Origin of the sequence: Pedobacter sp. Leaf216, assembly GCF_001421515.1 — a bacterium.
In the GTDB taxonomy this organism is placed as follows: Bacteria; Bacteroidota; Bacteroidia; order Sphingobacteriales; family Sphingobacteriaceae; genus Pedobacter.
The window spans coordinates 441203-464671 of the sequence record NZ_LMKM01000007.1; the positions used below are offsets into that span (position 1 = coordinate 441203).

The 23469-nt window shown below is 39.6% G+C and carries 13 protein-coding genes; 5 read left to right on the plus strand and 8 right to left on the minus strand.

Annotated features, from left to right (window positions below; translation table 11 throughout):
* Window position 1 precedes the first annotated feature (1 nt).
* The 8 genes from ASE74_RS06945 to ASE74_RS06980 form a co-directional block, all read right to left on the minus strand.
* Window positions 2-2503 (minus strand): glycosyl hydrolase 115 family protein, encoded by a 2502-nt coding sequence (locus ASE74_RS06945; protein WP_055906616.1) that lies wholly within the window; start codon window positions 2501-2503, stop codon window positions 2-4.
* Window positions 2504-2508: 5 nt separating this feature from the next.
* Window positions 2509-3636: a glycoside hydrolase family 88 protein gene (locus tag ASE74_RS06950; protein WP_055906183.1), complete on the minus strand. Its 1128-nt coding sequence runs from the start codon at window positions 3634-3636 to the stop codon at window positions 2509-2511.
* Window positions 3637-3653: 17 nt separating this feature from the next.
* Window positions 3654-6551 carry a sugar-binding domain-containing protein gene (locus ASE74_RS06955; protein WP_055906186.1) on the minus strand — a complete coding sequence of 966 codons (2898 nt, stop codon included), beginning with the start codon at window positions 6549-6551 and terminating at the stop codon, window positions 3654-3656.
* A 93-nt stretch (window positions 6552-6644) separates the two neighbouring features.
* Window positions 6645-7439, minus strand: a complete 795-nt coding sequence (locus tag ASE74_RS06960) for a rhamnogalacturonan acetylesterase (protein ID WP_055906189.1) — start codon at window positions 7437-7439, stop codon at window positions 6645-6647.
* Window positions 7440-7537: 98 nt separating this feature from the next.
* Window positions 7538-8308: a rhamnogalacturonan acetylesterase gene (locus ASE74_RS06965; protein WP_055906192.1), complete on the minus strand. Its 771-nt coding sequence runs from the start codon at window positions 8306-8308 to the stop codon at window positions 7538-7540.
* Between the two features lie 148 nt (window positions 8309-8456).
* Entirely contained in the window at window positions 8457-10796 is a 2340-nt protein-coding gene (locus tag ASE74_RS06970) for a sugar-binding domain-containing protein (RefSeq protein ID WP_055906194.1), read from the minus strand.
* An 18-nt stretch (window positions 10797-10814) separates the two neighbouring features.
* Entirely contained in the window at window positions 10815-12665 is a 1851-nt protein-coding gene (locus ASE74_RS06975; protein ID WP_055906197.1) for a rhamnogalacturonan lyase, read from the minus strand.
* A 52-nt stretch (window positions 12666-12717) separates the two neighbouring features.
* Entirely contained in the window at window positions 12718-15129 is a 2412-nt protein-coding gene (locus ASE74_RS06980; RefSeq protein ID WP_055906199.1) for a carboxypeptidase-like regulatory domain-containing protein, read from the minus strand.
* 463 nt (window positions 15130-15592) lie between these two features.
* On the opposite strand from ASE74_RS06980, the gene ASE74_RS06985 reads away from it, so the two are divergent.
* The 5 genes from ASE74_RS06985 to ASE74_RS07005 are packed head-to-tail and all read left to right on the plus strand — an operon-like array spanning window position 15593 to window position 23004.
* A complete protein-coding gene (locus ASE74_RS06985) occupies window positions 15593-17596 on the plus strand; it encodes an alpha-L-arabinofuranosidase C-terminal domain-containing protein (RefSeq protein WP_082458677.1) in 2004 nt (667 codons plus the stop codon).
* A 13-nt stretch (window positions 17597-17609) separates the two neighbouring features.
* On the plus strand, window positions 17610-19151 hold the full coding sequence (locus ASE74_RS06990; protein WP_235526023.1) for an alpha-N-arabinofuranosidase: 1542 nt from the start codon (window positions 17610-17612) through the stop codon (window positions 19149-19151).
* 4 nt (window positions 19152-19155) lie between these two features.
* Window positions 19156-21087, plus strand: coding sequence for a glycoside hydrolase family 97 protein (locus ASE74_RS06995; protein WP_055906205.1), 1932 nt, complete (start codon window positions 19156-19158; stop codon window positions 21085-21087).
* 5 nt (window positions 21088-21092) lie between these two features.
* The gene (locus ASE74_RS07000) at window positions 21093-22028 is read left to right on the plus strand and encodes a glycoside hydrolase family 43 protein (RefSeq protein WP_055906208.1); all 936 of its coding nucleotides are present in this window, start codon (window positions 21093-21095) and stop codon (window positions 22026-22028) included.
* A 1-nt stretch (window position 22029) separates the two neighbouring features.
* Complete coding sequence (locus tag ASE74_RS07005; RefSeq protein WP_082458678.1) at window positions 22030-23004, plus strand: glycoside hydrolase family 43 protein; 975 nt, start codon at window positions 22030-22032, stop codon at window positions 23002-23004.
* The last annotated feature ends 465 nt before the right edge of the window (window positions 23005-23469 follow it).

The window sequence follows — 23469 nt, forward strand, 5'->3', positions numbered from 1 at the left end:
TTTATTGTATTTCCAACTGGTTAATTACTAAGCCCGGATCGAGCATATAAATTTTCACAGTCGATTTACCTGTTTTATTAATTTCGTGTTTGGTTATACCCGAAGCATAACCTTGCAATACATTCTGTTTCCAGATGTTGTTTTCTGAAACCGGAGAAATGTTGATGATCTGCGGCTTATCATTGTCTACAGAAATAGCATAACGGACCTTAATGCCATTATTTACGCCTTGTGTGGGTAAACATTTCACTTCAATTTGGTGTAAACCTTTTGTTTTAAAATCAACATTATAAACAACAAATGCGGCATTTAGTAGTGCGGTTTCACTAATAGGTGCAAAAGTAAAAGGATAAAGCGAAATGCCATTGCCCCCCAAGCCAAGGCCTTTTAAAGTTTGCAGGGTTAATCCCTTTGGAACTGATTTTTCTGTAAATGAAGCAGCCCGAATAATGATCTTATTTTCAGGTTCCATATTATGATCTAACGGTTTCGCAGTTACTGAATCGGCAACTTTTGGCATTTTAAAAACGGCTAAATCACGGGGTTTCCAGCTCATTATTCCGTTCCATTTGCCACCGGCAATTTCTTCATTGTATTTTTTAGTAATCAACTGAATCTGATCGAGAGCTGCTTTTGATTTTTTCGAATAAGTTAAAGCAGATTGATTGCCATTTGCCGCTAAAACCAAACTTTTCTTTGCGTATAAAATCTTTTGGTTCATCAGCATCGCGCCTTCGACAGGATACAAAACCAATTCGAAAAAAGCATCTTTTAATCGGGATGGCATTTTACCATTTAGGCTTTTAGCCTGATCATAAATTCTTTGGTAAGCGGCTAAACGTTCTTCAGCCTGTTCATCCGTAAAATTTACACTGGCCATATGTTCGGGCTTAGCAGCTTGTGCCAAACGGTAATATACTTCCTTAATTTCGGCGATGGGTTTTGCGAATTCATTACCGAAAGTTTCAGCAGCCCAGCTTTCGGCATATTGATCTGCCTTTTCGGGTTTCCACTGGTTAACATTCCAGGCCAGATCCATCGCAAATTGCGTTTCCATTTCTGCAGGTTTTATATCGCCAACATTTATCACCCAAAGCCGATCTGCCTTATACTGGTAAGCTTTGCTTAACTCATACGAAATTAATGATGGAGAAATAGATGAAAGCCAGAGGTAATCTTGCGGCGCACCCCAATAAGAAATATGGTAATATACCCCACTTCCCCCCGATCGTTTTTGCTCCTCGGGGTTGGAAAGCTGACGGATGTAACCGTGATTATCATCAGCCCAAACAATGGTTACATCATCAGGCAGTTTTAAACCGGCCTGATACAATGAAAGTACTTCTTTGTACGGACAAAAAATTTGTGGGATGAAATTGATGGGTTTAGTTATATTTTTGCTCAAAATCGTTCGTTGATCGGCAATTACCTCTCCCAATAATTTAACTTTTTCGTTTTTATCCTTCGGGCCGGGCATACTGCCATCATGAATGCCACGCATGCCCACAGTATAAACCGATTCGTAATTTTTGGCTTGTTTTACGCGGTCCGTCCAGTAATTTGCAATTTCGTTTTTATTCAGGTCGTAACGCCATTCGCCCGGTTTTTTGCCGTATTCGTGTTCAAAATTTTCTGCCCATTCAAAAACATTATTTCGTAGCATCGGTTCGCAATGGCTTGATCCTAAAACAATTGCATATTTATCGGCCATTACGGGGTTATTGGCATAATAATAAAATGCTTTGGTTGAAGGGTGCATGCCTGGCCAGATGTAATTTGCTTTTAACCTGAGCAGCAGTTCGAAGATTTTAGTGTACGTTTTCGGACCAATATCTTTAACATCAGTATCCATCATTTTGGCTGCCCAGGGTTGGATACCCCAATCTTCGTCATTAATAAAAATGCCCCGGTATTTAACCGATGGCGACTCTACCAAAGGCTGACCTGCCTGAATATATAACGATTTTTTTGTTGCAGGTTTAACATCAGCCCACCAACATAACGGCGATACGCCAAGCATCCTCGACAGTTGAAAAACGCCGTAAGCGGTACCACGCCTATCGCTGCCAGCAATAACCAAAGCCCTTTTTACTCCCTTTAAAGGATTTTCGATCACTGAAATGGAAAATGTTTCCCATTTGCCGGATAATGTAGCGCGATTGATTTTTGCTGATTTAAGCAATTGATCGATATAGCGCGATTGACCAACGGTACCAATAATGATGGGATAAGCACTTAAAACAGCATTATTTTTATTGATCTGGCTGGTTGAACCAGATAACAAATGAATATCATCTTTAAAGGCTTCGGCAGCAATACCTACAACTTCAGCATCATTATTATCGATATATATTGGAGCTGCTTTTCCTCCATCCACAATCGGGAAAGAAGAAACTTTGTTAATTTCAGAAATTGCAATGCCTGCATTTTGCGCCATATTTAGTTTGGGCAGCAAAAACAACAATATCAATACCGATAGGTCAGCTAAATTTCTGAAATTCATTATCATTATTTCTTAAGCTTATAAACTTCAGTTCCGGCCAATAGAAAACAACCCAAACCATAATCTTCAAAATCGGGTACACTGGTGTAACTTACCGGCTGCCCATCTTTTGGTTCTTTACCTGTTCCTTGCATAAAACCTATAAAACCATTTTTTTGGACGGCATCTTTCGTCATGGCATTCCATGCTTTGGTAATAATCGGCAGGTATGTGGCTTTATCTAAAATTCCCTGATTTACGCCCCAGGCCATGCCATATACAAATAAAGCTGTGCCTGATGTTTCTTTACCACCAAAATGAGTAGAATCGTGTAAACTTACGTTCCAAAAACCATCAGCGCGTTGTACGGGCACCAAGGCTTTAATCATTTCATTGTAGGTTTTTAAATATTCGCTCCGGTGGGCCTCATTTTCAGGGATAATTTCGAGCACACGTACCAATGCGGCCACAACCCATCCATTTCCCCTGGCCCAATAACAATCTTCGCCATTTGGTTCTTTATAAGGAGGCACAAAATCTTTATCGCGCCACCACAAGCCATCTTTCGCATTATACAAACCACCACCTTCGGTATTTTTAGAATGCATATACATTTTGTACATGTAATTGTAATAGGTAGTATCGTTGTATAATTTACCAAGTTTAGCAAAAACAGGCATACCCATTTGGATGGCATCAATCCAGGTCCAATCGTTTACCCGGCCCGATTTTATTACCAAATCGATCGAAGCTTTAATGTCTTTAATGCGTTCTGGTTGTTTATCAATCAGGTATAGGTCGATGTAAGTTTGTCCACAGGCCTGGTCGTCGGCATTTTTGGTGGCAATGCCATTTCTTAAGCCCCAATTATGTTTTTGGCCCCATTGAACGGCATAATCGTAAAATTCTTTTTCGGGATGGATTTTATAAAGATTCATCAACCCTTCGTAATACACAGCCCTCGTCCAGATGTTGCTTGGCCGTTCTCTATTGGTAATAATTGATTTCCCGGCATCAGGCCACTTGTTCATGAAATAAGCATTCGTAAGTTTTAGTACTTTTAAAACCTCCTTTTTATTTGGAATTTTCTGCGCAAAAAGCAACTGAACAGATATACTGAAAATTATCGCGGAGGTGAATAAAAATTTCTTCATGGTATTTCGCTTTTTAATTAATTGGATTTAGGTTTTAACTCATCCGGACTATCTTTTGTAAAGGTATCGAACTGAATTTTCGACGGACTTTCGAAGATATCTTTGATGGTATTAAAGGCCACCTCGTATTTTGGGTTAAATTGTGCAGAATTCATGTATTGCAGCAAACTAAAGTAAAGTTGTTGAGCCGCAGGAGCATCTTTTAGTTCAGGAGAGAGGTTGCTACTCGAAACCACCAACTTCCCCTTGCCCACTTTTGCTTCGAAAACCATTGCCAAACGGCGGTTTAAAAACCAGGTGTCTATTGGCTGAATAATGGGCTTAAATCCTGAAGGAAAATCTTCGAGGTTCATTACCTGCGATTTGTTTACAATTTCCCACCACTGCATATCGCTATGGAAATCAGTCGGGAAGTTGTTAAATGCTGCATGTTTTGGATCGCATAAAATGCCTAAAGTATGTGGCGGGCGCATTTTAAACCACGAGGTATTCCAAAAAACTGGCAAAAAAGTTTGCACCACTTCTTTTCCTTTTACTACTTTGCCAGCTGCATTAAGAAAAACATTTCCTCCATCGGCCAAAACCGCCTGGGCTTTTTCATCTAAACTGGTACAATAATATACATTGCTTTTAACCTCAGGCAGTTGTACGGGATAAACCCAAAAGTTCCAATCGTTGGCAAACTCAGTTCCATCAATGGCGACCTCCAGTTTCAGTTTAGTTGCTTTTGTAATGTTATTTAAAGGCACTTTAATGCTGCCGATGGCAATGCAGTTTGTAATGGCTAACCTAATTGCAGGCAAATTACCATTGGCTACATTGGTTCCGTTTGCATCTTTCAATGTCCAGGATAGTGTTGCATTTTCAATCGGTGCTTTTCCAAAATGTGATACCTCTACCGAAGCTTCCAAGGTTTCGTTATTGGTAAAAACAAATTTCGAAACTTTTAATAAAGGTACGGTACTGTTAGAAAAACGCTTGAATTCTTTGGCCGTAATATAACCTTTTTCATCCCAAAAGGCATCTAAAACACCTACAAGTGCCGTTCCCTGACCTGGATAATCATTTAACGACAATAACTGGTAACCATTATAATTTGGTGTGCGTAATGCTTTCTCGATTTCATTTTTATAACAAAGTGCCTGCAATTTACCCGAAGCCATTAAAAAATCGTGGCCCTGATCGGCCATATCGTGGTCTTTAAGATCTTCCTGAAACATCTCAAAGTTTTTAGCACGATACACACCTGTGTATTTTTTTATTTCATCAAAATTCGGGAATGCACAATACTGTCCCATCTCATGCGCTACAAAAGGGACTGTAAACTGTTCAATCTGTTTGCCATAAGTAGAAATACTTTCTGGTTTCCTGCCCCAATCTAAACCTCTTGCCCCTGCACGTACCATATATTCGTTGTTCGGAATTACCGGCCAGCTGCCACCAACCGATGCCCCAGTATACAATCGCCTCGAATCTTTAGCTTTCCAATAATTGTTAAATTTGGTGAGGTATTCTACCTGTTTGCCACGTGGTTCATTTCCGTAGGCCATCATACAAAAAGATGCATAGTTGCCATAGCTCTTAGTCATGCGGTTGGTTTCATCGTAGATAAACTGATCGATCGGTTTACCATCCCCGATAGATGTACCGTGGTTGGCCCAACTAGGGCCTTCTGGCTGAAGGTAAAAACCAACCTGATCTGCCGCAATAAAAGCAGCTTCTGGTGGGCAAAAAGAATGGAAACGCATGTGGTTTAATCCATGGGCTTTCGAAATTTTAAAAATGCGTATCCATGCTGCAACATCCATTGATGGATAACCTGTTAACGGAAATTCACAATTGTTAACCGTACCGCGTAAAAAAACCGGCCGACCGTTAATTTCAAAAGTTCTGCCTACAGCTTTAAACTCACGCATCCCGAATTGCACCTTTTTTTGATCTTTTTTGCCATCTTTTGATAGTAAAGTAGCTGTTAAACGATACAATGCCGGATCAAATTCATCCCAGGTGGCTATTTTATCACCCATGGGCAAATTAATTTCTAAATTTCCTTCGCCATTTGTAAGTTGATAAGCGGCTGTTACGGGCTTAACCTGCAAAATATTTTTAGTGTTAAAACTTGCTGCCGATAGTATAATTTTCCCTGCAGAAGATTGATTGGCATTTGCCTTTAAATGGATTTTAACCTTTGCAGTTTTGTGTTTTAAATCCGGATAAACCTGTAGATCTTCAAAATACACCGGCGAACCCGCCAACAGTTCCATTTTACCCACCACACCATTCCAGTTTCCTTGTGTATGATCAGTTAAACTATGCGAATCCTGCCCAACATTTATCGCTTTAATGCGGTTATCGATTAGCAAAGTTATGGTATGTTTACCGGCTTTTAAATTTGCCGGAAGTTCAAAATTTTGCGCAACCACAAAGGTATATTGGGTTCCGATTTCGACATCATCTATCCAAACTTTTGTTTCTGAATGGGGATATTCTAAAGATAATACCAGCCTTTTACCATTCCAGTTTGCCGGAATTTGAATATCTTTTTGGTACCATGCCGCACCAGTGTAATGTTTGGCAGGTGTAAGCCAGAAAGGTATTTTCAGGTTACCTGGCTTACGGTATTTTTCTAACCGGGGATGAAAAAAGTACGAACTATCGTAAATGCTTCCGGTCCATTTTGTTTTAAGGGTAATATCATCGCCTTTTAAATTTTCGGCCATTGAGCCTGGCAGATTCACAGATTCGGGAAGAATAGTTGAATACCATTTTCCTTTTATGCCTTCATCTTTAGCATCAATTTTAAATCGCCATTTGCCTGCAAGTGAAATGCTTTGGGCATGTGTTTGTATGATGCTCAAAAATATAAAAGCAATGCCTATCAGCACTTTAAAAATTTGGTTAACCTGTATCTGCATAAAATTTTACGGTTTAATACCGTTGGTATTTGGTTAGGCTGTTAAAATAAAACAATATTGGCACGAAAGCATCCTGTAGCATCCTGCTCCGGTTTATTTTAAATAGTTATTCAGCTTATTGTTTTTTAATTTTTTAAGGCCTTCTACAACAGCAGCAGCATTTAACTTTGCGCCTGCTTCGTTGGTATGGGTATGGTCTTTTTCAGTAAAAAATGTTTTTACCTCAGTTGCACTTAAAGCGGCATATTTATCTTTAATAATCTGGTTTAATGGAATAAAATCTACTTTTTCTGCTTTTGCAACTTCTGCTGCCCATCCAGCATAACTATCTGTAGCTAAAACAACCGCATTATCTTTAACCGGATTTCGTGGAATAGACGAACATACAATCGCTGTTGCGCCTTTGGCTTTAATATCGTTAATAAATTTACGCAGGTACCAGCCATAGGTATAAACCACCTCCTTCTGTTTCTTAATCGGGTTATAAGTTTCTTTGCTCTCTGTACCAATACCTTTTATGGTACCACGGGCACGGGCAGTATCATCAAGCGGACTGCTATCGTTATGCCCAAATTGCATCATCACAAAATCTCCTTTTTTTACCTTTGTTAAAACAGCATCCCATAAGCCATTGGTTTGAAAGGTACGACTGCTGGTGCCACCGAGTGCATCGTTTTCAATATTGATTTTTTCGGTATTAAATAAGTCTCCGATAAAACTCCCCCAGCCCCATAAAGCACCATCGCCTTTGCCCTTTCCATTTTTAACGGTCGAATCGCCGATCAGGAATAAGGTAGGCTTCGCCCGCTGTTTTAAAATGATGCAGGAAGAAAAAATAATAAAAGTGGTTAAGAGAATTAGGTGTAGGTATGATTGAGTTGATTTCATGTTATTAAGTGGTTACACATATTTTAGTTTATTCAAACCTCGCAGGTTTTTAAAACCTACGAGGTTTCTCCTGACATCGGAATTCTGACCTCCGACTTCTAGTCTTTTAGATATTTTTTTAAATTACAGTCTTTTAATGCTTTAATGCCTTCTACAACCGATGCCGCATTAACTTTTGCACCTTCCAAATTGGTATGGGTATGGTCGCCAGGGAAATAAAGTTTCACCTTTTCAGGGCCCAGAGCATCGTATTTATCGGCTGTTATTTTATTCAGGTCTATAAAAAATGCATCTTCTTGTTTGGCAACTTCAGCAGCCCATTTACCAAAATCTTTATCGGCACGTTCCACTTTACCATCTTTAAAAATATTTCTCGGAATCATCGACAGTACAATCGGCGTAGCTCCTTTCGCTTTGGTTTCGCGCACAAATTTGCGGATATACCAGCCATAGGTGTGTACAGTTTCTACCTTTCCATCTGGCCAGGTTAATACTTTGGTTTCTTCACCAGTGCCTTTCAATACACCCCTTCTGCCCGCTTTTGTAGTATCAGGAACACTTCCATCGTTGTGCCCGAATTGCATGGTAACAAAATCGCCTGGTTTTAAGGTTTCCAATACTTTATCCCATCTGCCCTCTGATAGGAAAGTACGCGTGCTTCTTCCGGCCATGGCATTATTTTCTACATGGATTTTTGTGGTATCGAACAGTGAAGCGATCGGCGTTCCCCAGCCCCAGGTTTCTTTATTGGAATTGCGAACGGTAGAATCGCCAATGGTGTGCAGGGCGGGTTTATCGGTTTTAATAAATGCAGAAGCCAAAAATATTATGGAAAACGCTGCAAGTAGTTTTATGGGTGTTAATTTCATTATTATTAATGTTAATTATTTCTGAATATTATTTTCTGATTTAACAGCTTTAATTTATTCGATCTTGAAGCGACCTATCGTCATGCTGAATTTAGTTCAGCATCTTTGCAAAATAGACCCTGAAATAAATTCAGGGTGACGATCAACGTTATTTACTGATCACTTCTAATTTTACCGCAGCACCATCAAGCCCATCTGCCGAAGCCTTAACCTCGATGTTGCCAGGCGCATTACCCTTAATAAAAGCCATACAAACACCTTTATAAGCATGGCGTTGTGTAGCTTTATACATTTCATGACTGTTAATATTTCCATTATCAACAGCATCAATAACTCCACTACCTGTGATCGTGAATTTGATCAATTGATCGGCATTTGGGCAGATATTGCCATTTGCATCGTAAATTTTTGCCGTTACAAAAGCCACGTCATCCCAGGTATTGCCGATTTTGTTTTTATCAACTGAGAGTACAATTTTAGCTGGTACACCAGCAGTTTTAAGCTCTTCTGTTGTAACTACCTTACCTTTATTTTTACCTACTGCTTTAATACTGCCTTTTTCGAAAGTTACATCCCACAAACGTGGCGAATCATCAGCTGGCTTTGGTTTACTCCCTAACGATTTTTCGTTTAAAAAGAGTTCTACCTCTTCGCAATTGCTATAAACGGCAACTTTTGCATCATCATATGTATCAAAATCGGTAGGTGTCCAGTTGTTAATCCAGTCACCAGCACCTGCATTATCTTCTTTGCGCACAATGTGTACCACAGGTTGATCTGACCACCAGCTTTGGCGTTGCAAACTTTGCTGTTTCCAACTGCCAATCCTGTCAAATAATCCCTGGCCATTAGTAATTTGAGGCCAATCGGCTTCTCCAAGGTAATCAAAACCCGTCCACAGAAACTGGCCTGCCATAAAAGGATTATCGCGCAGGGCTAAATATTGTTGTATTACATGTGTATTTTCTGTACCGATTACTTTTAGATTCGGTTTTTGATTGTGCAGGGCCACCAACTCATTTTCGCGATAATTCTGGCCGACAACATCCATAGTTTCGGCAAAACCATTGGTATAAACCTTCGAATTGGCTGGTCGGAAAAGTGCCATTGTAACCGGACGGCTTGGATCGAGCTGATGAACTAGATCTTGCTGATCTTTATATTTTTTAAACCCTTCGGCGCTGTTTAAATCGTCATGAATTTCGTTTCCTACACTATAAATTACAATAGACGGGTGATTTCGATCGCGCATTACCATATCGCGGGTATCGCGTTCCCACCATTCGGTAAAAAATCTGTTGTAGCCTTTTTCTCCATTATTTTTTGCCGAATTCCAGGTATCAAAGGTTTCATCCATCACTAAAAAGCCCATGTGGTCGCACAGATCCAAAAACTCAGGGGCAACAGGATTATGTGCCGTTCTGATGGCATTAATGCCAACTTCCTTTAAACGTGCTAAGCGGAATTTCCATACACTTAAAGGTACTGCTGCGCCCACAGCACCACCATCATGATGTAAACATGCACCTTTTAACTTAAAATTTTTGCCATTTAACCAAAATCCAGTCGCCGCATCAAACCTGAAAGCCCTGATGCCAAACCTGTTCAATTGATCATCTACAACTTTTCCGTTAAGGGTTACTTTTGTTAAAGTTTGATAAAGATCGGGCGTTTCGAGGTTCCAAAGTTTCGGGTTTGCAACTACAATACTTTCTTCTACACTGGCATTTTTTCCAGGAGCAATTGTTTGTTTGCTTTGCGCCGTTTTAACAACCTTCCCTGTGGCATCCAGAACAGATGTTTCTACCATAACCTGCGCACTTTGACCAGATTCATTCAGCACGTTTGTTTTTACCTTAACTGTAGCCTTTTGAGCAGTAGCATCTGGCGTGGTAATGTAAACTCCCCAATCTGCAATATGAACGGCATCTGTTGCCACTAAACGCACATGCCTGTAAATTCCTGCGCCAGTATAATAACGCGATGCTGGTTGTACCGTATTATCAGCCTTAACCGCAATTACATTTGTTTTACCTTTACCAAAATTTAAATGCTTGCTTAAATCATAGCTGAAACTGATATAACCGTAAGGCCGTTTGCCCAAATAAAAGCCATTAATCCATACTTCGCTATTGGCCATTACGCCATCAAATTCTATCGTTACTTTCTTTTTTGCAAAACTTTCATCAAGATTGAAACTTTTACGGTACCAACCAATTCCCGAAGGTAAATAGCCTCCACCACGTGCCGTTAAATTTGCTTTATCGTAAGCACCTTCAATGCTCCAATCGTGCGGAACATTCAATTTTCTCCATTTTGACTGATCGAAGTCAGACTTTTCTGCACCCTGGGCATCTCCAAGATTAAAAGCCCAATCCTGATCGAAAGGCGTAATTATTCTTGCTTGTTCTTTTAATGTTTGTGCAAATACAACAGTAAAGTTTAGTAATATGATAAAAGAAAGGATATAAAACCGGTATATTTTCATAATGTGCTATAGAATCATTTATTTTTTAGGCTCTATTAATATAATGCGTGGTTTAGGGGCCTTTTTCATTCCGAAACCGAAATAAAAGCCAGTATGTGGCGGTTGGTTATAGCCATCATTTTGCCAGGGAATGCTTAAACGGTACTGCGGATCGTGCATTAAGGTATAATTGCGGTGCGTTGTGGGGATGGTTGTGGAATAAATCCTCAAGCTCTGGTTATCATACGATCTTAAAATCAACTCTTCGCGCCAATCGCCAAAAATATCAGCACTTAAGGCCGGCGTAGATTTGGTTCCATTGTTAGCAACTGCACCATCTGCTGTAAAAAGCCGTCCGCCATTATACTTGTCAATATGGTTGCCATCTAAAAGTTCTCTTGATAAATCGCCATCCCAGTAGATTAAGAAATTAGTAGATCGTGGTTGATTGCCGATCCTGCTCCCTTTAATATCATATAATCCGTTCGATCCCGACCACCACATTTGTGCGCCCAAGCGGGTATTATCAATGTTATCGGCCACTCCCCTGCCAACATCTTCATCCTGCGATCCTTTCCATAATATTTCTCCTGTTCTGGCATCGTAAACAGCAGCACCTGGGCCTTTAGTTCCTTCTTCTATTTCATGTACGCCAAAAACCTCCAAACCAGGGTGTTCAGGGTCGAGATCGGAAACATGAATGGCATCGCCATGCCGTAAGCCTGTGGTATACAACCCCTTTCCATTATCATCTACACACATCGAACCGTAAATAATTTCATCTTTACCATCCTCATCTACATCTGCAACGGTGAGGTTATGATTTCCCTGACCAGAAAATGGGTTTTTACCATCTTTACTATCAAATACCCAACGCGAAGTTAATTTACCCTTCCGCCAATCCCAGGCGGCTAAAACCGTTCTGCCATAATAACCCCTGCACATCACAACACTTGGGTGTACACCATCTAAATAAGCTACACAGGCATTAAATCGATCAACCCGGTTACCTGTATTGTCGTTTTTACCATTACCACCTTTGCCACCCCAAGCCCCAATATCACCACGGGCCGGAATATAATCGGCAGTAGCCAAAGCCTCACCGGTTTTACCGCTGAATACGGTTAAAAATTCAGGGCCATCTAATATTTTACCGTTCTGGTTGCGCCAGTCTTTAGTCGAATCGCCAATTACTTTCCCTTTACCATCTACAGTTCCATCAGCGGTTTTGCATACCATTTCGGCTATGCCATCGCCATCCAGATCGTACACCATAAACTGGGTATAATGTGCCCCTTCGCGAATGTTTTTGCCTAAATTAATTTCCCATAAAAAAGTTCCGTCCAGTTTATAGGCCTGAAAAATCGGGGGGTCGGTTAATCCGTTTGAGGAGTTATCTCTCCCGCGCCCGGTTTGGTGCAATACTATCTCATATTCACCATCTCCATCCAAATCACCCACAGAAGCATCATTAGGGGTATAACCTGCAGGAGTTTTTAAAGGAATAGTTAAATATTGCTCAATTGGCGATTTGGCAGCCAATGTAAAGCTTTTACTGGCTTCTAATTCGTGACCGTTTAAAATTGGTTTTACAAAATAACTGTTCTGAAGGTCAAATTTAACTCCTCTATCTATAAAATTGGTGCTTTCGGAGATCGGCTCGCGATTGAGTTTAACCGCAGCTCCATTTCCGGTTTTGCGGTATAGGTTAAAGGCAATATCATCAGGATCGGTACCCAGCATACGCCATCCTATATAAACAGAATCGGTATTTTGGCGTATGGCAACCAGGCCCCTGCCCAACTTTTCCATTTGCCGTTGGGCGAAAAGCGGAGCCGACACAAAAAAGCTTACGATAAAACATAAAATGACGATGGTTTTGGTTTTCATAACTTATATCGCCTCTTAATTAAGTAATATTGTTGATTTATCATTCGGGTGATTATTGTACTTTATATGCAGCTTTGGCCGATACAGCCACGCCTTTATCGGTAATTCCATCAGCTTTTATTATAATATTGGTTTTATTGTCGCCATTAAAATAGGTGATGGTTGCCATGCCATTCTCGTTGGTTTTTACCGATGGCGCCCAAAAAACCGTGGTACGCAAATCTTTATTCTGTGTAGCCGGACTATTGTAATTAGGCGCATAAAAAGTTCTGGCCGTGTAGTAACCATTTAAATTAATGTTAAGCAAATCTAAATTCGATCCGCGGAGTGCTTCATCTTTTAAATTTAGGCTGATCACATAAACATCTTTCGCTTCGCTGTTAACCAAATGCCTTACAGTAAGCTGATTGATCTGATCCATAGTTAAACTGTAATAATCAAGTCGCTCAAAAAGGTCTTCCCTGTTATTGATCAAAATGCGCGGTCTTACTTTTTTACCGTTCGATAAAAAAGCAACTCCTTCACCACCTGTACTGTCCAAATCATCTATAGTTTGCGCTCCGTTGGCTTTTGTTAATAAAAAATGTTCCAATCCCTTATAAGAATAATCTGCAGCTGTAATGTTAAAAACCTGGTCGGGATAGCCGAAAGTTGATAAGGTTTCGTTAAATAACAATAATTTTTTGCCTGCATTTGCCTTTATTTCGATATCATTTAAAGAAATTGAATCACCAAACTTAAACTTACGGTTGTAATCCATACGTTTACCAATTTCAGCATTTAACGTATTCGGAATCCCGGCATCAATCTCCTTTAGCAAACTAATATTTAAGGGTTTAATTAAGGTATCAATCTGCAACCAGCCTCCTTTTTTGCCTTTATCATCTTTAGAAGATATTTTTACCGCCTGGTTGCCGTACCAGCTTAACCCATCTAAAAAATAGTGGCCTTCCTGATCAGTTTTTGTGGTATAAAGTTTATTTCCCATAAAATTAGATCCAAATAGGGTAATATTCATGTTCGGAAGCGGTTTATTACCTAATTTTTCACGCACCAAGCCTTTTATGGTTATACCCGGCTCTGGCAGATAACTGATTTTTATTGTTGAATCGGCCAGCTTTTTCCATAGGTAATCTCTCCAGCCCTGGGTGAGTAGTAATAGATCAAGCTGCTTTAAGCGCGATGGATTTTTAAGATCAAAATACTGTGCAGCATTTTTGATTTCTCCTTTTATTTCTGATTGCAACAAGAGGTAGGAGATGATATCATTTCCATCATCAGGCACAAGCCCATCTACAGCAGCCAGTGAAAATGATGTTTTGGCTGGTTGCCCTAAAAAATTTGTTGCTTTTACCTGGATTATAACTTTTTCGCGTGGCTTATAAACTGCTTTGCCGGGCGTGAGCAGAAGATTTACTTTGTTTTCATCCTGTATAAAAATCAATCTTTCGCAGTTTGGCCTTCCAGCCTCATCCAGCAGTGTAATGATAGAAATACCACTCGGGAAGCCCTTTGTGGGTATTGAAACCGATACTAAAGCTTTACTCAGCTTTACAGCACCAGAGTAAATATTGTCGCCCGCATGTTTAATCACCACTGAAATGGTTTTATCTTTCAATTCGTTAAAACTAGGTCCATTCGCCGCAATTGTAGCTTTAATGGTCAGAGAATCTGATGTTACATGAAGCGAAAGTCCTTTTTGAAGAATTAAAGGCATATTTGAAGAGAATTTTTCTTTGCCATAAGCGCCTTCAACCCGATATTTCTCGCCCGCCTTAGGGGTAAAAGCAAAAATACCCATACCTGCTTCAGTACTCTGAAAAGTGGTTACCGTATCTCCTTTTGATGAAATGATACTCCCTGTGGCTTTTACACCATTACCGGCATCATCATTTGTTTTAAAGGCAACAATACTGGATAAACCTTCAACCAAAGAGCCTCCCTCAGGAAAAAAAGCAATCGACTTTTTAAGTGCATTGCCATCAGTTTTATTTGCAGGATTACGGGTAAAGTACGAAGCATTTTCGATGATGTTGTTGCTGATGTGGATCCGTTTTTGGAACACAAAATCATCTCCAAAATTCCGCATCCAGTTCGTATAAGCCCGAATGGCATACCAGCCCGATGGAATGGAATCTTTTAATTTAAAATCGCCCTTGCCAAGTCCGCCATTTAAACGGATCATTTTTCGATCTATAATTTCTGATTTTGGAGAAAGCAACTCTACATACAAATTATTGCTGGTAGCTGTTAAACTGCTGCTTTTTCCGTTTACCAGGTAGGCACTGAACCAAATATCTTCACCGGTACTGTAATAACCGCGATCTACCTGCAGGTAAGACTTTTCAAAAAAAAGCTTAATTGATTTCTGACTGCCACTAACCGGTTCTGCTTTTTGCTGAGCCAAACTGCAAAATGTTATTGCACTTAAAATACCCAGCAAAGTATATTTTTTTAGGTTCATATGTTTTTATCAATCATGTAAACAGAAATTTTGCCCACAAATGATCTACAAAAAAACATAGTCAATACCAGGTTGGCGTAAAAGAGGCTCATTATGTGTAATTGGTTAGCAAATCTCAATTATTGGCCAGATAGCAATAATTAATTGATTCATGTCGAATGTAAAGAGTATATTTTTAATGGGCATCCTGTAGTATCCTGCTTTTTTATGATGACAATATGTTACAAGAAAGATTTTAAAGGTTTAGTAAAAATTAATTTTAAACAGCAACTAAAAAGTTACTTTACTAAACCCTTTTACTACCTAAGTAAAACTTAAGCCCATTTATACCATTTCCTGCCATGCTAAGATTGTAGAATTTACCAACAAACTGAAAGATTGATAAAAAAATAAATGTTTACATGACGTTTATTATTTTAAATATTTTACTTTTACCAATAGAATCTTCCAAATATTAAACCGTATGAAATTAAATTACCCTGTAAAAAGTGTGTTCTATGCCTGTGCAACATGTTTTTTAGCTGGCATCGGATATACATCTGAAGTGCAGGCCCAGGCCACAAAGGTGATTAAAGTTAAAACAGACCAGGTTATTGCCAAAGTACAACCCAACATGTGGGGTGTTTTTTTTGAAGACATTAACTTTGGCGCAGATGGCGGTATTTATGCTGAATTAATCAAAAACCGATCATTCGAATTTGCGAAACCTTTAATGGGCTGGACAATTCAACGTAAAAAACCACAGGAAGGCGAAGTATTGGTGGTAAACCGTAAAGAGGTAAATACTGCCAACCCCAGATATTTACAGGTAAAAAAACAAACTGACGATTTCGAACTCATCAACGAAGGCTTCAAAGGCATAGGCGTAAAAAAAGGTTTGCGCTACGATTTTTCGGTTATGTACCGCCAATCTCAGCCCGGAGTGAAATTTCTGCTGTTGTTAAAGGATGGAAATAATAAAATTATCGGACAAGGAAATTTAACACCCGACCAAACGGGTAGCGACTGGAAAAAGCAATCAGCCAGTTTTACAGCAACTGAAACTGATCCAAAAGCGAAATTCTCCATATTATTTCAAGGCAATGGAAACATCGATCTGGATATGATTTCACTTTTTCCTGGCGATACCTGGAAAAATCGTCCGCAAGGATTAAGGGCCGATATGGTGCAGTTACTGGCCGACATGAAACCTGGTTTTATCCGTTTCCCTGGCGGCTGTATTGTAGAAGGAACCGATTTGGCCAACCGCTACCAATGGAAAAAAACCATTGGCCCAATTGAAAACAGGCAGTTGATTATGAACCGCTGGAATACCGAATTTGCGCACCGGCCTGCGCCGGATTATTACCAGAGTTTTGGTTTGGGCTTTTTTGAATACTTTCAACTTGCAGAAGATATTGGTTCGGATGCTTTACCAATATTAAATTGCGGCATGGCCTGCCAGTTTAATTCGGCTGAAGTAGCCTCGCTTGATGAACTCGATCCATACGTGCAGGATGCTTTAGATCTGATTGAATTTGCCAATGGCGATATAACAACGAAATGGGGGAAAATGCGTGCAGATTTAGGCCATCCCAAACCCTTTAATTTAAAAATGATGGGGGTTGGCAACGAAAACTGGGGGCCACAATACCTGGAAAGAGTAGCCATTTTCACTAAAGCAATAAAGGCCAAATATCCCAATTTTAAACTCATCAACAGTTCAGGTACCGATCCTGAAGGTGATCGTTTTAATTTATTAAACACCACTTTGAGAAATAACAACGCCGATTTTATTGATGAGCATTATTACCGCCCAGCTGATTGGTTTTTAAAAAATGCCGGCCGCTACGATAACTATCCAAGAAATGGAACCAAGATTTTTGTTGGTGAATATGCCGTACACGCAGATAAAAATTTTGTTGGCAGCAATAGGAACAACTGGCAAAGTGCCCTGGCTTCGGCCTCATTAATGACAGGCTTGGAGCGCAATGCCGATGTAGTACAAATGGCCTCATACGCCCCTCTTTTTGCTCATATTGATGCCTGGCAATGGGCCCCGGATATGATTTGGGTTGATAACCTGAAATCGTATGGCACACCGGATTATTATGTACAGAAACAATTTTCTACCAATAAAGGAACCGATGTAATACCAATTACACTTGATGAAAAAAATATTATCGGCCAGGATGGACTTTATGCTTCTGCAGTAACCGATCAGCACAAAAAAGAACTCATTATTAAAATTGCCAATAATGCCGATCAGGTGCAAAACATAGATTTTGATCTTGAAGGGAAAATAAAGCTAAAAAGTAAAGCCATAACGGAGGAAATTGCCAGCAATAACCTTAACCAGCTAAATTCTTTCGAAAATCCGGAAGCAGTAAGCCCGCAAAAAAGCTCCATAAACTTAAAAGGCAAAAAACTGAGCATTGCTTTAAAGCCTTATTCTTTTAACGTTATCAAAATTCCATTTAATCAATAGATTTAACGAAATCATGATGAAAAAACTGCTATTATCTGCCGCTTTGTTCTGCAGTTCTATTTTAGTGCACGCACAAAACGAAACGCAATTAACCATTAAACCTGCGGGCGATCAAATTGTGAGCAAACACATTTATGGTCACTTTTCTGAGCATTTGGGCCGTTGTATTTATGATGGTTTTTGGGTGGGCGAAAATTCGGCTATCCCTAATAAAGGAAGAATAAGGTTGGATATTGTAGAAGCCTTAAAAAAGATTAAAGTGCCAAACCTCCGCTGGCCGGGAGGTTGCTTTGCCGATGAATACCATTGGCGGGATGGCATAGGGCCGAGAAACCAACGGCCGAAAATGGTAAATACCAATTGGGGCGGCGTAACGGAAGACAATAGCTTTGGTACACACGAATTTTTGGATTTATGCCAGATGCTTGATTGTGAACCTTATATAGCGGGCAATGTGGGCAGCGGAACTGTTGAAGAAATGGCTAAATGGGTAGAATACCTGAATTTTGATGGGGTAAGCCCCATGACGGCTATCCGCAGCCAAAATGGAAGAGAAAAACCATGGAAAGTGTCTTTCTGGGGTGTTGGTAATGAAAGTTGGGGTTGCGGAGGAAATATGACACCTGCTTATTATTCTGATTTGTACCGTAGATATGCTACATATGCCCGAAACTACCCTGGTGCACCGTTAAAAAGGATTGCCAGTGGCGCAAACTCTTTCGATTACAACTGGACGGAAACCTGTATGAAAAACATTGGTAACCAGATGTGGGGATTAACGCTTCACTATTATACTATCCCTACCGGAAATTGGGGAACAAAAGGATCTGCAACGAAATTTGATGAAGCACAATACTTTTCGACCATGAAAAACTGTTTAAAAATGGAAGAACTGGTTAGCAAACACGCCGCAATTATGGATAAATACGACCCTAAAAAGAAGGTGGCTTTAGTGGTTGATGAATGGGGAATCTGGACGGATGTGGAACCAGGCACAAACCCGGGTTTTTTATACCAGCAAAACAGTTTGCGCGATGCTTTAATTGCAGGTACCACCTTAAATATTTTCAATAACCACTCCGATCGTGTTAAAATGGCCAATTTGGCACAAACCGTTAATGTTTTACAGTCATTAATCTTGACCGAAAAAGATAAAATGATCCTTACCCCTACTTATCATGTTTTCGACCTGTATAAAGTGCACCAGGATGCCAAATATTTACCGATAACTTTCACCAGTCCTGATTATATGGTGGGCGGTCAAAAAATCCCGGCCTTAAATATATCCGCTTCACAGGATGCTATGGGCGCAATCCACATTTCATTGGTAAATCTGGATCCAAACAAAAAAATTACCTTAAACACTGTTTTAGAGGGCTTAAAATGGACTTCGGTTACCGGACAGATTTTAACTTCAGCTAAACTTACTGATGTAAACACATTCAACGATTTGAACAAGGTACACAATGCAAAATTTAACGGTGCAAAAAAATCAGGTAATGCACTAAGAGTAGAATTACCCGCTCAATCTGTTGTTGTTCTCGAATTAAAATAGCCTCATGAAATACAAAATCACCAGTGTTATCCTTTTTTTACTTTCAGCCACCCAGGTATTAAAAGGGCAAACAAAATACGACATTCAAAGTCCGGATAAAGAATTGAGCGTTTCTGTCTTTTTAAAAGATAAACAGGTTTTTTACACCATAAACAGAAAAAATGAACCTGTTTTGGCAAATTCTGCAATGGGTTTAATACGTGAGGATACAGATTTTGCTAAAAATTTATCTGTAGTATCTGTTTCAAAAAACGAGGTAATAACAGATAACTATACCTTAAAAAATGGCAAGAGGCTTAAAAATGAATACTTGGCCAATAAAAGGGTTTTTCACCTGAAAAATGCAAACTCAAAAAAAATGGATGTGATTTTTCAAGTCTCAAATGATGGTATTGCTTTTCGTTACTATTTCCCCGATGCAGATACGCAACTTAAAAAAATTACGGAAGAAAGAACAGCCTTCCATTTTTTTCCAAGTACTAAAGCGTGGATGCAACCCATGTCTGTAGCTAAAACCAGCTGGGAAAGTACCAACCCATCTTATGAAGAATATTATCAAAAAGAAATCAGCGTGGGCACACCTGCACCAACAGCAGCAGGATGGGTTTATCCGGCATTATTTAACTATAAAGATACCTGGCTATTGCTTACTGAAGTGGGTTTAGATGGCAGTTACTGCGCAACCCGAATACAGCAAAACTCGCCAGGAGGAAATTATCAGGTCGGTTTTCCAGATGCCAGAGAAGTTTTTACCAATCAAAATGTAAATCCACAATCGGCATTGCCATGGTATACACCTTGGCGTGTAATTGCAGTAGGAAACCTGAAAAAAATTACCGAATCTACTTTAGGTACAGATTTAGCTGCTCCTGCAAAAGCCGATATCAATCCAGATCTTTTTCAATTGGGTAAAGCTTCGTGGAGCTGGATTATGTTAAAAGACAATTCAATAACTTACGATATCCAGAAGAAATACATCGACTTTGCAGCAGACATGAGATGGGAATACTGCCTGATTGATGTGGATTGGGACACCAAAATCGGATACGAAAAGATGCAGCAACTGGCCGATTATGCAAAATCAAAAAACGTAGGCTTATTGCTTTGGTACAACTCGGCCGGAGATTGGAATACTGTAAAATACACGCCAAAGAATAAATTAACCACCCACGAAAACCGCTTAAAAGAATTTGCTTTATTGCAAAAAATGGGCATTAAAGGGATCAAGGTCGATTTTTTTGGTGGTGATGGACAATCGATGATCCGTTATTACCTGGAGATTTTCGATGATGCGGCAAAATTTGGTTTAAGTGTAAACTGTCATGGTGCAACCTTGCCCCGCGGATGGCAACGTACCTACCCGAATTTGGTTACGATGGAATCAATCAAAGGCATGGAATTTATCACTTTCGATCAGAATAATGCCAATGAGGAGCCATTACATGCCACAACCATTCCATTTACGAGGAATATCTTCGATCCGATGGATTTCACACCAATGAATTTATCTGTAATCCCAAAAATTAAACGGAAAACAACCCATGCATTCGAATTGGCCCTGCCAGTAATTTTTCAGTCAGGTGTTCAGCATTTGGCCGAATCTCCTGATGGAATGGCTACAGTACCTGCGTATGTAAAATCCTATTTGCAAAACTTTCCTTCCAGCTGGGACGATACCAAACTTATTGACGGATACCCAGGTAAATTTGTTGTAATGGCGCGCAAGGCAGGCTCAAAATGGTATATAGCAGGGATAAATGGTGAAGGTAATGGCAAAACGGTTCAGATTGATTTATCTAAATTTAACGGTAAAAAAGCTACAATGATCACTGATGGGGAAGCAGATTTTTCATTCAGTCAAAAAGAAATCCGCAGTAAAAACCAGGCGTTTAATATGAAAGCTTTTGGCGGCTTTGTAATTGTTGTAGAACAATAAAGAATATGAAAAAACTAATATACCTGTCCTTATTATTGCTGTCAGTAATTTTAAATACGCAGGCGCAATCAAAAAAAGAAATTTATCTTTTTGCCTATTTTAAAGGCAATGGAGAAGATGGCTTGCACCTTGCCTATAGTACCGACGCCTATAAATGGGCAGCCCTTAAAAATGATCAATCCTTTCTTACCCCTACCGTAAGCAATGATAAACTGATGCGAGATCCTTGTATTATCCGCGGGGCCGATGGCTTGTTTCACATGGTGTGGACGGTTAGCTGGAAAGATAAAGGAATCGGTTACGCCAGCTCAACAGATTTAATCCATTGGAACGAACAGCAGTTTTTACCTGTTATGGCGAAAGAAGATGGTGCAAGAAATACCTGGGCTCCTGAAATTACCTACGATAACAGTACCAAAACCTATATGATTTATTGGGCCACAACCATTAAAGATAAATTTAATGAAACAGCTTCAACTGAAGAAAGTGGATACAATCACCGGATGTATTATGTTACCACAAAAGATTTTAAAACCTTTTCGGAAACAAAATTACTTTACGATCCGGGCTTTAATGTAATTGATGCCACGATTGTAAAAGAGGGTAAACAGTTTATCATGTTTTTAAAAGATGAAACCCGCGAGCCAGCACAAAAGAACATAAAAATGGCACATGCCGATCAGTTAACTGGTCCATACAGCAAAGCAGGGAATCCAATTACCGGAAATTACTGGGCCGAAGGACCAACCACATTAAAAGTAGGTAACAATTGGTTGGTATATTTTGATAAATACCGAGACCATAAATATGGAGCGATACAATCTACAGATTTAAAAAGCTGGAGTGATGTTTCTGATAAAATCTCATTACCCAAAGGTTTAAGACACGGTACCATTTTAAAAATTAAAGAAAAAGAACTTAAAACCTTGCTAAGTCAATAATATGTTCAAAAATTTCAAATTATACGGATCGGTTTTAGTGCTTTCTGTTGCCCAGCTTGTGGCAAAAGCACAAGAGAAAATAATTGTTTCAAAAGGCAATCCCATTATTACCGATAAATACACGGCTGATCCTGCTGCCTACGTTTATGGCGATTCGGTTTATTTATATACCGGACACGATGTGGCACCGGCACCAAAAAATAACTACGAAATGCACGAGTGGTTGTGTTACGCTTCAGCAGATATGATTACCTGGAAAGAACATAAATCGCCACTGAATGCAAAAGATTTTAGCTGGGCAAAAGATGATGCATGGGCTTCGCAGGTGATTGAAAGGGATGGTAAATTTTATTGGTATGTGGCCATTACGCATGGAAGTATCCACGGCAAATCTATTGGTGTGGCAGTAGCAGATAACCCAAGGGGACCATTTAAAGATGCTCTAGGAAAAGCTTTGATTACCAACGACATGACCACTGCCGTGAAGATAACCTGGGATGATATTGACCCGACGGTTATTATCGATGATGATGGACAGGCTTATTTATTTTGGGGCAATCAACAATGTTATTATGCCAGGTTGAAAAAAAACATGATTGAACTGGATGGCCCGATTCAAAAGGTGAATCTACCTGAATTTACAGAAGCTCCCTGGATACATAAACGGAAAGGTTGGTATTATCTATCCTATGCCTCGCAATTTCCAGAGAAGATTGTATATGCCATGAGCAAAAATATTAACGGTCCTTGGGAATATAAAGGTATTTTGAATGAAATTGCCGGAAATTCAAATACCAACCACCAATCGATTATTGATTTCAAAGGTAAATCGTATTTTATTTACCACAATGGCGCAATTAACAACGATGGTGGAAGTTATAGGCGTTCAGTTTGCATCGATTACTTAAATTACAATACCGATGGAACGATGAAACGTGTAGTGATGACGTCTGAAGGTGTTAAAAAAGCAAAGTAATATACTATTTATTATTTCCGTGGTTTGTGTACTCACAAACCACTTACCTCAGGCGTACGTCTTGCTGTACTTGCTTCAGCATCTTCAGTACCAATAACAATACTTTATAAAATAGATTCTGAAACATGTTCAGGAGGACGGATAAACATATACAACTCCGTGGTCTGTGTCCTCACAGACCACTCATCTCAATCATACGTCTTGCTGAAATCGTTTCAGCATCTTCAGTACCAATAACAATACGCTATCAAATAGATCCTGAAACAAGTTCAGGAGGACGAATATACGTTAATGCAATCCCGTGGCCTGTGTCCTCACAGACCACTAATCTCAGTCGTACGTCTTGCTGAACTCGTTTCAGCATCTTCAATACCAATAACAATACCTTATCAAATAGATCCTGAAACAAGTTCAGGAGGACGAATATACGTTAATGCAATCCCGTGGTCTGTGTCCTCACAGACC

What these genes read in the sequence shown, in the direction of transcription:
- ASE74_RS06945 (WP_055906616.1), bottom strand. Translation starts at nt 2,503, where the DNA reads ATGAATTTCAGAAATTTAGCTGACCTATCGGTATTGATATTGTTGTTT.
- ASE74_RS06950 (WP_055906183.1), bottom strand. Translation starts at nt 3,636, where the DNA reads ATGAAGAAATTTTTATTCACCTCCGCGATAATTTTCAGTATATCTGTT.
- ASE74_RS06955 (WP_055906186.1), bottom strand. Translation starts at nt 6,551, where the DNA reads ATGCAGATACAGGTTAACCAAATTTTTAAAGTGCTGATAGGCATTGCT.
- ASE74_RS06960 (WP_055906189.1), bottom strand. Translation starts at nt 7,439, where the DNA reads ATGAAATCAACTCAATCATACCTACACCTAATTCTCTTAACCACTTTT.
- ASE74_RS06965 (WP_055906192.1), bottom strand. Translation starts at nt 8,308, where the DNA reads ATGAAATTAACACCCATAAAACTACTTGCAGCGTTTTCCATAATATTT.
- ASE74_RS06970 (WP_055906194.1), bottom strand. Translation starts at nt 10,796, where the DNA reads ATGAAAATATACCGGTTTTATATCCTTTCTTTTATCATATTACTAAAC.
- ASE74_RS06975 (WP_055906197.1), bottom strand. Translation starts at nt 12,665, where the DNA reads ATGAAAACCAAAACCATCGTCATTTTATGTTTTATCGTAAGCTTTTTT.
- ASE74_RS06980 (WP_055906199.1), bottom strand. Translation starts at nt 15,129, where the DNA reads ATGAACCTAAAAAAATATACTTTGCTGGGTATTTTAAGTGCAATAACA.
- ASE74_RS06985 (WP_082458677.1), top strand. Translation starts at nt 15,593, where the DNA reads ATGAAATTAAATTACCCTGTAAAAAGTGTGTTCTATGCCTGTGCAACA.
- ASE74_RS06990 (WP_235526023.1), top strand. Translation starts at nt 17,610, where the DNA reads ATGATGAAAAAACTGCTATTATCTGCCGCTTTGTTCTGCAGTTCTATT.
- ASE74_RS06995 (WP_055906205.1), top strand. Translation starts at nt 19,156, where the DNA reads ATGAAATACAAAATCACCAGTGTTATCCTTTTTTTACTTTCAGCCACC.
- ASE74_RS07000 (WP_055906208.1), top strand. Translation starts at nt 21,093, where the DNA reads ATGAAAAAACTAATATACCTGTCCTTATTATTGCTGTCAGTAATTTTA.
- ASE74_RS07005 (WP_082458678.1), top strand. Translation starts at nt 22,030, where the DNA reads ATGTTCAAAAATTTCAAATTATACGGATCGGTTTTAGTGCTTTCTGTT.